At 58.0% G+C, this 13,606-nt stretch carries 13 protein-coding genes; 9 read left to right on the top strand and 4 right to left on the bottom strand.

The genetic code is table 11. The features are described from left to right. The first annotated feature begins 2 nt into the window (after positions 1-2). The 4 genes from N018_RS06020 to pdeM all read left to right on the top strand — a co-directional run bounded on the left by N018_RS06020 (position 3) and on the right by pdeM (position 5,365). Positions 3-1,121, top strand: a complete 1,119-nt coding sequence (locus N018_RS06020; protein WP_025389086.1) for a succinylglutamate desuccinylase/aspartoacylase family protein — start codon at positions 3-5, stop codon at positions 1,119-1,121. Between the two features lie 9 nt (positions 1,122-1,130). Then, positions 1,131-1,895, top strand: a complete 765-nt coding sequence (locus N018_RS06015) for an ABC transporter ATP-binding protein (RefSeq protein ID WP_024643516.1) — start codon at positions 1,131-1,133, stop codon at positions 1,893-1,895. Positions 1,896-2,219: 324 nt separating this feature from the next. Beyond that, a complete protein-coding gene (locus tag N018_RS06010) occupies positions 2,220-4,712 on the top strand; it encodes a ligase-associated DNA damage response DEXH box helicase (RefSeq protein WP_025389085.1) in 2,493 nt (830 codons plus the stop codon). Then, positions 4,709-5,365, top strand: coding sequence for a ligase-associated DNA damage response endonuclease PdeM (gene pdeM / locus N018_RS06005; protein ID WP_025389084.1), 657 nt, complete (start codon positions 4,709-4,711; stop codon positions 5,363-5,365). The genes N018_RS06010 and pdeM overlap by 4 nt, the downstream gene beginning before the upstream one ends. A 72-nt stretch (positions 5,366-5,437) precedes the next feature. Here pdeM and N018_RS06000 read toward each other — a convergent pair whose 3' ends face one another. Both N018_RS06000 and dcd read right to left on the bottom strand, forming a co-directional pair. Beyond that, complete coding sequence (locus tag N018_RS06000) at positions 5,438-5,659, bottom strand: hypothetical protein (protein ID WP_024647092.1); 222 nt, start codon at positions 5,657-5,659, stop codon at positions 5,438-5,440. 112 nt (positions 5,660-5,771) lie between these two features. Beyond that, positions 5,772-6,338 carry a dCTP deaminase gene (gene dcd, locus N018_RS05995; protein WP_003381535.1) on the bottom strand — a complete coding sequence of 189 codons (567 nt, stop codon included), beginning with the start codon at positions 6,336-6,338 and terminating at the stop codon, positions 5,772-5,774. A gap of 319 nt (positions 6,339-6,657) precedes the next feature. Here dcd and N018_RS05990 point away from each other — a divergent pair, with 319 nt between their 5' ends. Further along, positions 6,658-6,867: a cold-shock protein gene (locus N018_RS05990; protein ID WP_002554837.1), complete on the top strand. Its 210-nt coding sequence runs from the start codon at positions 6,658-6,660 to the stop codon at positions 6,865-6,867. A 142-nt stretch (positions 6,868-7,009) separates the two neighbouring features. Here N018_RS05990 and apbC read toward each other — a convergent pair whose 3' ends face one another. Beyond that, on the bottom strand, positions 7,010-8,104 hold the full coding sequence (gene apbC, locus N018_RS05985) for an iron-sulfur cluster carrier protein ApbC (protein WP_025389083.1): 1,095 nt from the start codon (positions 8,102-8,104) through the stop codon (positions 7,010-7,012). Between the two features lie 173 nt (positions 8,105-8,277). Here apbC and metG point away from each other — a divergent pair, with 173 nt between their 5' ends. The 4 genes from metG to N018_RS05965 all read left to right on the top strand — a co-directional run bounded on the left by metG (position 8,278) and on the right by N018_RS05965 (position 12,256). Beyond that, positions 8,278-10,326: a methionine--tRNA ligase gene (metG, locus tag N018_RS05980; protein WP_024647090.1), complete on the top strand. Its 2,049-nt coding sequence runs from the start codon at positions 8,278-8,280 to the stop codon at positions 10,324-10,326. Between the two features lie 129 nt (positions 10,327-10,455). Beyond that, entirely contained in the window at positions 10,456-11,331 is an 876-nt protein-coding gene (gene rsxB, locus N018_RS05975; RefSeq protein ID WP_024647089.1) for an electron transport complex subunit RsxB, read from the top strand. Beyond that, positions 11,328-11,966 (top strand): endonuclease III, encoded by a 639-nt coding sequence (gene nth, locus N018_RS05970; RefSeq protein WP_024647088.1) that lies wholly within the window; start codon positions 11,328-11,330, stop codon positions 11,964-11,966. Before rsxB ends, nth begins: the two co-directional genes overlap by 4 nt. 107 nt (positions 11,967-12,073) lie before the next feature. Further along, the gene (locus N018_RS05965) at positions 12,074-12,256 is read left to right on the top strand and encodes a PA3496 family putative envelope integrity protein (protein WP_024647087.1); all 183 of its coding nucleotides are present in this window, start codon (positions 12,074-12,076) and stop codon (positions 12,254-12,256) included. 91 nt (positions 12,257-12,347) lie between these two features. On the opposite strand, the gene N018_RS05960 is transcribed toward N018_RS05965, so the two are convergent. Continuing rightward, positions 12,348-12,974, bottom strand: coding sequence for a response regulator transcription factor (locus tag N018_RS05960; RefSeq protein WP_002554843.1), 627 nt, complete (start codon positions 12,972-12,974; stop codon positions 12,348-12,350). Positions 12,975-13,606: the final 632 nt, after the last annotated feature.

Here is a 13,606-nt window from a genome sequence, read left to right as displayed (position 1 = left end):
TCATGCGCCATAACACCCACGACTTGCTGTCCCCTGTGCCGGGCACTGCCCGGCACATTCACAGCTTTCATTACGGGCCGCAGGACGGCGCGGGGAAAGTCTACATTCAGGCGTCGCTACACGCCGACGAACTGCCGGGGATGCTGGTCGCCTGGTGCTTGAAGCAGCGCTTGGCCGAACTGGAAAGTGCCGGGCGGCTGCTGGGCGAAATCGTGGTGGTGCCGGTCGCCAACCCGATCGGTTTGGAACAGGTCCTGATGGATACGCCGCTGGGACGCTACGAACTGGAGAGCGGGCAAAACTTCAATCGCCGGTTCAGCGACCTCGGCGCGCAAGTCGGCGATGCTATCGAGACACGACTGACCGCCGACGCCGAGCAAAACCGCACGCTGGTGCGGGAAAGCCTGCTGGCGGCACTGAATGCTCAAACGGCAACCACTCAGCTGGAATCGCTACGCTTGACGCTGCAACGTCTGGCCTGCGATGCCGACATGGTGCTGGACCTGCACTGCGACTTCGAGTCGGTCGAACACCTGTACACCACGCCTGAAGCATGGCCAAAAGTCGAGACGCTGTCGCGTTATCTGGGCGCGCAGGCGAGCCTGCTGGCAACGGATTCTGGCGGTCAGTCGTTCGATGAATGCTTCACATTGGTCTGGTGGCAATTGCAGCAACGCTTCGGCGAGCGCTTCCCGATACCGATGGGCAGCTTTTCGGTAACCCTGGAGCTGCGTGGCCAGGGTGATGTCAATCATGCCCTCGCCAGCCGCGACTGCCAGGCGATCATTCATTACCTGATCGACGCCGGTCTCATTGATGGCGAGCTGTCGCCGCCTCCCGAATTGCTCTACCCCGCCACGCCGCTGGCTGCGGTCGAACCGGTCGCGACACCGGTCGGCGGTCTGTTGGTGTTTTGCGCGATGCCCGGCGAATACGTCGAGGCCGGCCAACTGATTGCCGAGGTCATCGACCCGATCAGCGACAGCGTGACCTGTATCCATGCCCTGAATGGCGGCCTGCTGTACGCACGCTCGCTGCGCCGCATGGCCACGGCGGGCATGGTCATCGCTCATATCGCGGGCACTCAGGCCTATCGCAGCGGCTATCTACTTTCTCCTTGAGGACCTGTCATGTACAAACTGACCATCGATGGCCTGCACAAGAGCTACGGCGACAACGAAGTGCTCAAAGGCGTATCGCTCAAGGCCAGCAGCGGTGATGTGATCTGCCTGATCGGCGCAAGCGGCTCGGGCAAGAGCACGTTCCTGCGCTGCATCAACTTTCTCGAACAGCCCAACGACGGCGCAATGAGCCTGGACGGCAAGCAAGTGCGCATGGTCAGCGACAAGGACGGCATGCGCGTGGCCGACGCCGATGAGCTGCAACGTATACGTACCCGTCTGGCGATGGTGTTTCAACATTTCAATCTGTGGGCGCACATGACCGTGCTGGAAAACATCACCATGGCGCCGCGCCGTGTGCTCGGCGTGCCCAAGGCCGAAGCCGAGGCCCGCGCGCGCAAATACCTGGAAAAGGTCGGCCTGCCAGAGCGGGTCGCCGGTCAGTACCCGGCGTTTCTGTCTGGCGGCCAGCAGCAGCGCGTGGCGATTGCCCGGGCGCTGGCGATGGAACCGGAAATCATGCTGTTCGACGAACCGACCTCGGCGCTCGACCCGGAACTGGTCGGTGAGGTGCTGAAAGTCATTCAGGGCCTGGCAGAAGAAGGCCGGACCATGATTCTGGTCACCCACGAGATGGGCTTCGCCCGTAAGGTTGCCAGCCAGGTGGTGTTTTTGCACCAAGGGCAGATCGAAGAATCCGGCCACCCGGACGAAGTACTTAACAACCCGAAGAGCGAGCGTTTGCAGCAGTTTTTGAGTGGCAATCTGAAGTAGCACGTTTTTTGTGCCACAGCCGGAAATGCCTGGAAACCGGGACTGAAATATCCACGACTATCGTCCCCACGCTCCAGCGTGGGAATGCACTTCGTGACGCTCTGCGTCACAACCAGGACGCAGAGCGTCCAGAACTGCATGCCGACGCGGAGCATCGGCACGATAGTCCGTTAGATTTATGTCTTACGATGAGCGCTGCGCATCGGCCCAAGAGTCGAATCTCGTTTCCCCGGAATCTACGAGCGATCAATCCCATAACCATTTAAAACTATTACCCTTTCTCCGCTGTCTCTGACTTAACCCCCTCAGAGCCTACTCAAACGGATGAGCAGACCCACCGATTTCGCTCGACGATGGTTTCTCGCCCGAGGCTGGAAGCCGTTCGCGTTTCAGAAGGACGTCTGGGCAGCGGTGAAGAAGGGTGAGTCAGGGTTGCTGCATGCCAGTACCGGTTCGGGCAAGACCTACGCGGTGTGGTTCGCCGCTCTCAATCAATTCGCCAAAGCCAATACGCTGACCGCCGACGACAAACCCCGCAAACGCAAACCACCCGCCGCACCGCTGAGTGTCATGTGGATCACGCCGATGCGTGCGCTGGCCGCCGATACCGCCCGCGCCCTTGAAGCACCGCTGGCCGAGTTGGATATTCCGTGGTCAGTAGGGTTGCGCACCGGCGATACCAGCAGCAGTGAGCGCGCACGTCAGGGTCGTCGTTTACCGTCTGCGCTGATCACCACACCCGAGAGTCTGACCCTGCTGCTGACCCGCGCCGATGCGCAGGTCGCCTTGTCGACGCTGAAGATGGTCGTCGTGGACGAGTGGCACGAACTGATCGGCAACAAGCGCGGCGTGCAGTTGCAACTGGCGCTGGCTCGTCTGCGCCAGTGGAATCCGCAGCTGATTGTGTGGGGTATTTCCGCAACACTCGGCAATCAGCAGCACGCACAACAGGTACTGATTGGCGACGGCGGTGTGACCGTGCAAGGCAAGATCGTCAAGGACTTGCAAGTGGATACGCTCCTGCCGCCTTCCATCGAGCGCTTCCCGTGGGCCGGGCATATGGGCCTGCGCATGTTGCCGCAGGTGGTGGCAGAGGTAGAAAGCAGCGCCAGTTGCCTGGTGTTCACCAACACTCGGGCACAATCGGAAATCTGGTATCAGGCGCTGCTCGAAGCGCGCCCGGACTGGGCCGGCCTGATTGCGCTGCACCATGGGTCGCTGGCCCGCGAGGTGCGCGATTGGGTTGAGCGTGCTCTGAAAGAGGGTTCTCTGAAAGCCGTGGTGTGTACCTCCAGCCTCGACCTGGGCGTGGATTTCCTGCCGGTCGAACGTGTACTGCAAATTGGCTCGCCCAAAGGCGTCGCCCGCCTCATGCAGCGCGCCGGACGTTCGGGACACGCGCCGGGCCGCCCTTCTCGCGTGACGCTGGTGCCGACCCACAGCCTCGAGCTGGTAGAAGCCGCAGCGGCACACGACGCCGTGGCCGCCCGCATGATCGAACCACGCGAATCGCCGCACCAACCGTTGGACGTTCTGGTCCAGCACTTGGTCAGCATGGCTCTGGGCGGCGGTTTTCTGCCCGACGAGCTGCTGACCGAAGTGCGTAGCGCCTGGGCCTATCGCGACCTCAGCGACGAGCAATGGCAATGGGCACTGGCTTTTGTGCGCAACGGTGGCCACTCGCTGACCGCTTATCCCGACTACCGCCGCGCAGAGCCCGATGAACACGGCGTCTGGCGGGTGCCGGATGCACGCCTGGCACGTCGCCATCGGATGGGGGTCGGCACGATCGTCAGTGAGGCCACTGTAAACCTGAAATACTGGAAAAAAGGCGGTGGAGGCGGCTCGCTGGGTAGCGTCGAGGAAGGCTTTATCGCCCGGCTCAAGCCCGGCGACGGCTTTCTGTTCGGCGGACGCCTGCTGGAGCTGGTCCGCGTCGAAAACATGACAGCGTACGTCAAACGCGCGAGCGGCAAAAAAGCTGCCGTGCCACGCTGGAATGGCGGGCGAATGCCCCTGTCCAGCGAACTGGCGGACGCGGTGGTCGAGAAATTCGATGCTGCCGCACGGGGAGAATTCAACAGCCCGGAAATGCAGGCCATCAAGCCCTTGCTGGAAGTGCAGCAACAGTGGTCTGCCCTGCCGCAGCGCGATACATTGCTGGTCGAAACACTCAAGTCCCGCGAGGGCTGGCACCTGTTTCTCTATCCGTTTGCCGGACGTCATGTGCATCTGGGGCTGGGCAGCCTGCTGGCATGGCGACTCAGCCGTGATCGGCCACTGACCTTCTCGATTGCGGTCAACGACTATGGCCTGGAGCTGCTCAGCGCCAGCGAAATCGACTGGGTCGAAACCTTGAATGCCGAGCTGTTCAGTGAAACCGATCTGCTCGCCGACATCATGGCCAGCCTCAACGCAGGTGAACTGGCGCTGCGACGCTTCCGGGAAATTGCCCGCATCTCCGGGCTGGTATTTTCCGGCTACCCCGGCGCGGCCAAGAGCAACCGACAGCTTCAGGCCTCGAGCGGGCTGTTTTTCGAAGTGTTCAAACAGTACGACGCCGATAACATGCTGCTGACCCAGGCTCAGGAAGAGGTGCTGCGCCAAGAGCTGGATCTGCAGCGTCTTGAGCTGACCTTGAGACAGATCAACAGTCGCAGACTGGACCTGCACGCGATAAAACGCGCGACGCCCCTGGCATTCCCGTTACTGGTAGAGCGCTTTCGCGAAAGCCTCAGCTCGGAAAAACTGGCCGATCGCATCGCCCGCATGGTCCGCGATCTTGAGAAGGCAGCAGGCCCGGAGCATGAGCAATGACGCCTTACCTGAGCATGACGCTGGCAGGTGAAGAGCTGTGGTTGCTGGCCGACAAGGCAATCTACTACCCCGCCAGACGAGCCTTGCTGATCGCCGACGCGCATTTTGGCAAGGCAGCGGCCTACCGCAAGCTTGGGCAACCGGTGCCGCATGGCACGACTCAGGAGAATCTGCGCCGACTGGACAGCCTGCTGAACGAGTACCCCACTGAGCACCTGATTTTTCTGGGAGATTTTCTGCATGCGCCAGAATCACATGCCGCAGGCACGCTGGCGGCGCTGGAACACTGGCGAGCAGGACGCCCGACGCTGCCCATCACACTGATCCGGGGCAATCACGACAAGCGCGCAGGCGACCCGCCCGCTTACCTGAACATCGAGGTGGTACCAGAGCCGCTGATCGTGGGCCCGTTTGCGCTACAACACGAACCTGACCCGCATCCTGAGTTTCACGTTCTGGCCGGGCACGTTCACCCGGTTTATCACCTGTACGGACGCGGTCGGCAGAGTTTGCGTCTGGCATGCTTCTACATCGGCAAGCGGATCACCCTGTTACCGGCTTTCGGCGAATTCACAGGAGGATTCCGTATCAGGCCGGAGGAAGGCAGCTCGGTCTATGTGACGGGCGGGGATGCCGTCTGGCGAGTCATCTGACCGATGCCGCACCGATGCCGCACGCTAATGAAAAACGCCCGCTCGCTGATCCAGCGGGCAGGCGTAATCGAATCAGGCAACCGGTGCTGGCGGCGGTTCGTCCGGGACTGTAGGGCCGCCCGGCTCTGTAGGCTCCGGGTACGGCGTATCAGGGCCCGGATCACCCGGAATTCCGCCACCGACCATATTGAGCTCCGGCAGAAGATCCGAATGAGCCATCAATGACCAGGCCAGCAAACCGATCTCGTTAAGTGGAGATTGAACCTGGTCAGAGATTTTAAAATGAGTCTTCATAGGGCACTCCAGATCAAAGGCCATCGCACGTCATGATTATGCGAAAGCGTGTGAGCAGATAGAGTACGAAATAGAGCATTAATTCAATTCCACTAGTCGCCTGACTCGCAAATCAAGTGCGTGGCAGGGTGACGCCACGCTGGCCCTGGTACTTGCCGCCGCGGTCCTTGTACGAAACCTCGCACTCCTCATCGGATTCGAGAAACAGCATCTGCGCCACACCCTCGTTGGCGTAGATCTTGGCCGGCAAGGTCGTGGTGTTGGAGAACTCCAGCGTCACATGGCCTTCCCACTCCGGTTCAAGCGGCGTGACGTTGACAATGATGCCGCAGCGCGCATAGGTGCTTTTGCCCAGGCAGATAGTCAGAACATTACGTGGAATGCGGAAATATTCCACGGTGCGCGCCAGCGCGAACGAGTTCGGCGGGATGATGCACACGTCACTTTTGATATCGACAAAACTTTTTTCATCGAAATTTTTCGGGTCGACCGTCGCCGAATTGATGTTGGTGAACACCTTGAATTCGTCCGCGCAACGCACGTCGTAGCCGTAGCTGGACACGCCGAAAGAGATCACCCGGTTGGCGCCTTCGCCACGTACCTGACGCTCGACGAAAGGCTCGATCATCCCGTGTTCCTGCGCCATGCGGCGAATCCACTTGTCTGATTTGATGCTCATGGCGGTGTCCTGAATAGCGAGGTAAAAAAGATATCCGGCATCTTACCGGGGTGGGGCCAACGGTTCAAAGGCAACAGATAGAGAGTTTGGGTAGCGCGCCACGTCGATTTGCTGCGAATGGAAATAATCATCAACAGACCATTGGCACGTTCGAAAAAAAGGGTTAAGGTGGCGTCACTGTGTTGCTTGTGTCACTGAGAATCTCTACACGATGTTGAATTTCGATCCAACCATCTCCATGAATTTTCCAGCTCTTTGCACTCAGTCTCGGCCAGGGCTCTTCCTACGCCGCAGTTAACTTTGTCCAAGGAGATATACTATGTCTAATCGCCAAACTGGTACCGTTAAGTGGTTCAACGATGAAAAAGGCTTCGGCTTCATCACTCCACAATCCGGTGACGACCTGTTCGTGCACTTCAAAGCTATCCAATCCGACGGCTTCAAAAGCCTGAAAGAAGGCCAACAGGTTTCTTTCATCGCTACCCGCGGTCAGAAAGGCATGCAAGCTGAAGAAGTTCAAGTTATCTAACTTGTACTGATTCGCTTAAAAACCCCGCCCTTAAAAGCGGGGTTTTTTATTGCCTGCTGTTTGAGCATTCGCCCATTCATCAAGCCTGATCAGGGAAGGCTGAACCGCCACCTCCCCCCCCCACCAGAGCATCGCTACAGAGTCAGTCGTCGCTGACCGAAATGGTCGGCATGGCCGGGCTGGCAGCTTCCTGCAACACGATACGTGCGCCGACGTGACGCGCCAGTTCCTGATAAACCATCGCAATCTGACTTTCCGGCTCGGCAATCGCCGTCGGCTTCCCGCCATCTGCCTGCTCGCGAATCAGCATCGACAATGGCAGTGAAGCCAGCAGCTCGACATCGTACTGCGACGCCAGCTTCTCGCCTCCGCCCTCACCGAACAGGTGTTCGGCATGCCCACAATTCGAGCAGATATGCACCGCCATGTTTTCCACGACACCCAATACCGGAATATTGACCTTGCGGAACATCTCCACGCCCTTTTTTGCATCCAGCAACGCCAGGTCCTGAGGCGTGGTGACGATCACCGCACCGGCGACCGGAACCTTCTGCGCCAGCGTCAGCTGAATGTCCCCGGTGCCGGGTGGCATGTCGATGACCAGATAATCCAGGTCATTCCACGCAGTCTGGGTCACCAGTTGCAGCAATGCGCCAGACACCATCGGCCCACGCCAGACCATCGGCGTGTTGTCATCAGTCAGAAAGGCCATCGACATCACGTCGATGCCGTGCGCCTCGATCGGCACAAACCATTTCTGATCCTTGATCTTCGGCCGTGTCCCCTCAGGGATACCAAACATCACGCCCTGACTCGGCCCATAGATATCCGCATCAAGAATCCCGACCCGTGCGCCTTCACGAGACAAGGCCAGTGCAAGATTGGCGGCCGTTGTGGATTTGCCCACACCCCCCTTGCCAGAAGCCACGGCGACAATATTCTTCACATTGGCCAGGCCGGGGATCTGGCTCTGCGCCTTGTGCGCAACGATCACACTGTTTATATCCACCCTGGCTGACGTCACGCCGTCCAGATTCTCGAGGGCGGTTTTCAGGACCTGCGCCCAGCCGTTCCTGAACAGATCAGCGGCGTAACCCAACTCAAGCTGCACACTGACGTGCGTACCCTGAATGTCGATGGACCTGACGCAACCGGCGCTGACCGGGTCCTGATTCAGATAAGGGTCGGTGTACTGGCGAAGAATCGTCTCCACCGCTGCGCGATTGACTGCGCTCATGGGCTTACTCCGAAAAGACTGACTAAAACAGGCAGCTATCGTACCTGTTCTGCCAGGTGCCCACATAATTTCGGCACATCTTCAGGCGCATTCCCACAGCCGCGCGGGGTGAAAAAAATCGCTCAGACCTTTATAGTGACCGACCTCCGTTTCACTTCAAGTAGCCGAGCCCCATGTCCGAGCCACGCAAGATTCTCGTTACCAGCGCCCTGCCCTATGCCAATGGTTCCATTCACCTTGGCCACATGCTCGAGTACATCCAGACCGACATGTGGGTGCGTTTCCAGAAGCACCGCGGCAATCAATGCATTTATGTCTGCGCGGACGACGCTCATGGTTCGGCAGTCATGCTGCGCGCCGAAAAGGAAGGCATCACCCCGGAACAACTGATCGACAACGTCAAGGCTGAGCACAGCGCCGACTTTGCCGATTTCCTGGTGGACTTCGATAACTTCCACTCGACGCACTCGGATGAAAACCGCGAGCTGTCGAGCATGATCTACACGCGCCTGCGCGATGCGGGCCATATCGCTACACGTTCGGTTACCCAGTATTTCGACCCGGAAAAGAAAATGTTCCTGGCCGACCGCTTCATCAAGGGCACCTGCCCGAAATGTGCGGCTGAAGACCAGTATGGTGATAACTGCGAAAAATGCGGTGCCACCTACGCACCGACCGACCTGAAAGATCCCAAGTCGGCGATTTCCGGTGCAACGCCTGTCCTCAAGGATTCGAAGCACTTCTTCTTCGACCTGCCAGCCTTCGATGCCATGCTGAAAAGCTGGACGCGTAGCGGCACGTTGCAGGACGCAGTGGCCAACAAGATCGCCGAATGGCTCGACAGTGGCCTGCAGCAGTGGGACATCTCCCGCGATGCACCGTATTTCGGTTTCGAAATTCCCGACGAGCCAGGCAAATATTTCTACGTCTGGCTCGATGCGCCGATCGGCTACATGGCCAGCTTCAAGAACCTGTGCGCGCGTCGTCCGGACCTGGACTTCGACGCGTATTGGGGTAAAGACGCGACCACCGAGCTGTACCACTTCATCGGCAAGGACATCGTCAACTTCCACGCCCTGTTCTGGCCTGCGATGCTGGAAGGCACAGACCTGCGCAAACCGACCGGCATCAATGTCCATGGCTACCTGACCGTCAACGGCCAGAAGATGTCGAAATCGCGCGGTACCTTCATCAAGGCACGTACTTATCTTGATCATTTGCCACCGGAATACCTGCGCTACTACTACGCGTCGAAACTGGGCCGCGGCGTAGACGATCTGGACCTGAATCTCGAAGACTTCGTGCAGAAGGTCAACTCCGACCTGATCGGCAAGGTTGTGAACATTGCCAGCCGTTGCGCCGGATTCATCCACAAGGGCAATGCCGGTGTGATGGTCGAGGCCAATGCCGCGCCTGAACTGACGGACGCGTTCCTGGCTGCCGCACCGAGCATTGCCGACGCCTACGAAGCCCGCGACTTCGCCCGTGCCATGCGCGAGACGATGGCCCTGGCCGACCGCGCCAATGCCTATATCGCAGAAAAAGCGCCCTGGGCACTGGCCAAGCAGGAAGGCAAACAGGACGAGGTCCAGGCAGTGTGTGCACTGGGCATCAACCTGTTCCGCCAACTGGTCATTTTCCTCAAACCAGTGTTGCCGAATCTGGCCGCTGACGCCGAGAAGTTCCTCAACGTCGCGCCGCTGACCTGGAATGATCACAAGACCTTGCTGGCCAATCATCAACTCAACCCGTTTTCGGCACTGATGACGCGGATCGACCCGGCCAAGGTAGAGGCCATGGCCACAGCATCCAAGGAAGACCTGACGGCCACGGATACCAACACTGCCGCCGCGCCAATCGGCAATGGCGAACTGGCCAAGGACCCGCTGTCTGCGGAAATCGATTTCGATACCTTTGCTGCTGTCGATCTGCGTGTGGCACTGATTCTCAGGGCCGAACACGTGGAAGGTGCCGACAAGCTGTTGCGCCTGACCCTGGATATCGGTGACGAGCAGCGTAATGTCTTCTCCGGGATCAAGAGTGCCTACCCGAACCCCGCCGAGCTGGAAGGTCGTTTGACGATGATGATCGCCAACCTCAAGCCGCGCAAAATGCGTTTCGGTATCTCGGAAGGCATGGTCATGGCGGCAGGTCCTGGCGGCGAGGAAATCTACCTGCTCAGTCCGGACAGCGGCGCCAAGCCGGGTCAGCGAATCAAGTAACACCCGCGAGGCCCGGTATCCGCTAAATGGCAGCGGATACCGGGCCTTCGTGTATTCGCAAGACTCACCGGCGGCCGGTAACATGGGTCGCCAAAGATCCTGAACAGGCCGTTCACCCCCAAAAAGATCATGACTGACTTGATTCGTTTACTCCCCAGCGTGGAACTGGTCCAGCGCATCGACGCGCTTCTGCCGCAAACTCAGTGCGGCAAATGCGGTCATTCCGGCTGCCAGCCATACGCCGAAGGTATTGCGGGCGGCGAAGCCATCAATAAATGCCCGCCGGGCGGTGACGAAACCATTGCTCAACTGGCCGGTCTGCTGTCTGTACCGACCCTGCCGCTGGATACCGAACGCGGCTCGGCCCCCGCCCAGGTCGCCTTTATCCGTGAAGCGGAATGCATCGGCTGTACCAAATGCATCCAGGCCTGCCCGGTAGACGCGATTGTCGGCGCATCCAAGCTGATGCATACCGTGATCATCGATGAATGCACAGGCTGCGATCTCTGCGTTGCGCCCTGCCCGGTCGATTGCATTGAAATGCATCCGCTACCCTGGGCGACTGTTACACCGATAGTGGGTGGTCTGGCGCCAACCACGGAGCTGCAACAGGCACGCCTGAAAAAACGCATCCATGCCCGTCTGCGTTTCGAGTCGCGTAACGCACGCCTGCATCGCGAACAGCAGGCGCGCCTGACAGAGCGCCTGGCTCGCAGCAAAAAAACCGAATCCATCCGTAACGCCGCCCCTGGCTCTGTCGTAAAACATGTTCAGGCCAACAACGCTGCGACACCAGATGAAGCCCTGAAAAAAGCCAGGATCGCATTGGCCATGAGCCGTGCGCAGTTGAACAAGTCGCTCAAGGCGTTCGGCCACCCTCCTGTTGCGGAGCAGGCTGCCAGGCTTGTGGAATTACAACGCGAGTACGAAGCAGCCGAGCAGGCGCTCGATACGCTGCTGACAGCTTCTTCCACGACCGATACTCAGGAAACGTTCTGTTCATGAATGCCGCAAAACGTCAGGAAATCTTTCGCAGGCTGCACGAGGACAATCCGGACCCCAAGACCGAACTGGCCTACACGACCCCCTTCGAGTTGCTGATTGCGGTGATCCTTTCTGCTCAGGCAACCGACGTCAGCGTCAACAAGGCAACGGCCAGACTCTACCCGGTCGCCAATACGCCACAGGCTATCCATGACCTTGGCGTCGAAGGTTTGTCGGAATACATAAAGACCATCGGCCTGTACAACAGCAAGGCCAAAAATGTGATCGAAACCTGCCGCATGCTGGTGGACTTGCACAATGGCGAAGTACCGCAAACCCGGGAAGCGCTCGAAGCGCTGCCGGGCGTGGGACGCAAGACCGCCAATGTGGTGCTCAATACCGCTTTCCGGCAGATTGCGATGGCCGTTGATACGCACATCTTTCGCGTCAGCAATCGCACCGGCATCGCACCCGGGAAAAACGTGGTGGAGGTCGAGAAGCAGTTGATGAAGTTTGTGCCTAAAAACTACCTTCTCGATGCGCACCACTGGTTGATCCTGCATGGGCGCTATGTCTGCCAGGCGCGCAAACCGCGTTGCGGCAGCTGCCGTATTGAGGACTTGTGCGATTACAAGGAGAAAACCTCCGACGATTGAGCTGATCGGGAATTGCCTATGGATCGATTGAAAAAATCTTTTTTACCCGTTCGTGGATTGTCGATATAAGGTGCGCCAGAGAGAAACCAAGCCTTGGAGTCAACTTCATGAGTACTGGCAAAGAGCAACTGGATGTTGATGATGAACTGGTCGCCGCCGATGCAGACGAAAGCGAACAGGTAATCGTCGAGCCAGCGAAGACCAATCTGAGCAAACGGCGCACCATCGACAACCTTCTGGAAGAACGGCGACTGCAAAAACAGCTGGCTGACTACGACTTTGATCTCTAGACAGTTCGAAGCCTCCAGAAAGAGGCCTCGACACCGTGGAAATCGAGGCCACGACCGTTGACCCAAGGCGGGACTCACTGACTATCCAGCTTCAGACCAGCCCGTTGCGCTGTGCCAATTCAATCAGATCGACCAGAGAATGAGCATTCAGCTTGAGCAGCAGGCGCGTTTTGTAAGTGCTCACGGTTTTATTGCTCAAAAACATCCCGTCAGCGATTTCCTTGTTGGTTTTCCCTCGGGCCAGCTGTTGCAGAACCATCATCTCCCGACCGGACAGACGATCGACCATGTCTGATTCGCTCGCATTTCCCATGCTCGACCGCACGGTATGCAAAGCCTGATTGGGGAAATAGCTGTAACCCGACAGTACCGCCTTGATGGCACTGAGCAATTCGGTCAAGTCCTGCTGCTTGCAGACATAACCGGCAGCACCCGCCTGCATGCAGCGCATCGAGAAGTGACCTGGCGCCTGGGACGTCAGGATCAGAACCTTGAATGGCAATGTCATGGCCGACAACCGGGCAATGACTTCGAGTCCGTCGAGTTTGGGAATACCGATGTCGAGAATGACGATATCGGGCAGGTGCTCACGTGCAAGCTGCAACGCATCCACACCGTTGTCAGTCTCCGCAATGACCTCATAGCCATGACGCTCCATCAGCATGCGCACAGCAAGGCGAATGACGGGATGATCATCCACGATCAGCACTTTATTCATGGGCAGTCCATTTTTCGCTATTCGAATTTTCAGAGCCAGCACAATAACTTAGTCGTTTACTGCTTTGCATGGCGCTCACCCCTGAGGACTGACAGCCAAAGACCATTCCTACAATTACGGCAGAAACTTCCTACAAAACTCGGCACGAACGCATACTTTTTATTAATTTTCATAGAGCCTTCCTTTTCGGAATCCGATGAATTGTTGCTGCTAGGGTCGATGACATAAGGCGTCGCGACACCAGTAGATAATTGGATGTGACATGATCAGAGTGATCACTCATGTTCAGCCTGATCACGCCACCACTGTTAAATTCTCTCTGAACGCTTGCTGCACAGGCGGCCGACCGCAAGATTTAAGTGGCCTATAGCCAGCGATATTGGACTGCTTAAGCCTGTCGCCACTCCGCAAATGCTGCTCGCCCAAACACCTCTAAATAAATATAGAACGCTGGCGAGCCGTTACCTGCAAATGAAGCTTTTATATATCAAATCATGCAGGCCTTCCGATGCATTCAGCATCGACCCGCCTGCGCCTTGTAACCCATCGCTGATCAGTGGCACCCTTAATACGTAAACGGTTATGAAAAATTACACATTTACCGTTAAATTCCGTACAAATAGTTATATAAG

The sequence above is a fragment of the Pseudomonas syringae CC1557 genome, assembly GCF_000452705.1.
In the GTDB taxonomy this organism is placed as follows: Bacteria; Pseudomonadota; Gammaproteobacteria; order Pseudomonadales; family Pseudomonadaceae; genus Aquipseudomonas; species Aquipseudomonas syringae_F.
This window is presented reverse-complemented; position numbering and strand designations above follow the sequence as displayed.

Coding starts and splice junctions, on each gene's coding strand:
- N018_RS06020 (WP_025389086.1), top strand. CDS start 3: ATGCGCCATAACACCCACGACTTGCTGTCCCCTGTGCCGGGCACTGCC.
- N018_RS06015 (WP_024643516.1), top strand. CDS start 1,131: ATGTACAAACTGACCATCGATGGCCTGCACAAGAGCTACGGCGACAAC.
- N018_RS06010 (WP_025389085.1), top strand. CDS start 2,220: ATGAGCAGACCCACCGATTTCGCTCGACGATGGTTTCTCGCCCGAGGC.
- pdeM (WP_025389084.1), top strand. CDS start 4,709: ATGACGCCTTACCTGAGCATGACGCTGGCAGGTGAAGAGCTGTGGTTG.
- N018_RS06000 (WP_024647092.1), bottom strand. CDS start 5,659: ATGAAGACTCATTTTAAAATCTCTGACCAGGTTCAATCTCCACTTAAC.
- dcd (WP_003381535.1), bottom strand. CDS start 6,338: ATGAGCATCAAATCAGACAAGTGGATTCGCCGCATGGCGCAGGAACAC.
- N018_RS05990 (WP_002554837.1), top strand. CDS start 6,658: ATGTCTAATCGCCAAACTGGTACCGTTAAGTGGTTCAACGATGAAAAA.
- apbC (WP_025389083.1), bottom strand. CDS start 8,104: ATGAGCGCAGTCAATCGCGCAGCGGTGGAGACGATTCTTCGCCAGTAC.
- metG (WP_024647090.1), top strand. CDS start 8,278: ATGTCCGAGCCACGCAAGATTCTCGTTACCAGCGCCCTGCCCTATGCC.
- rsxB (WP_024647089.1), top strand. CDS start 10,456: ATGACTGACTTGATTCGTTTACTCCCCAGCGTGGAACTGGTCCAGCGC.
- nth (WP_024647088.1), top strand. CDS start 11,328: ATGAATGCCGCAAAACGTCAGGAAATCTTTCGCAGGCTGCACGAGGAC.
- N018_RS05965 (WP_024647087.1), top strand. CDS start 12,074: ATGAGTACTGGCAAAGAGCAACTGGATGTTGATGATGAACTGGTCGCC.
- N018_RS05960 (WP_002554843.1), bottom strand. CDS start 12,974: ATGAATAAAGTGCTGATCGTGGATGATCATCCCGTCATTCGCCTTGCT.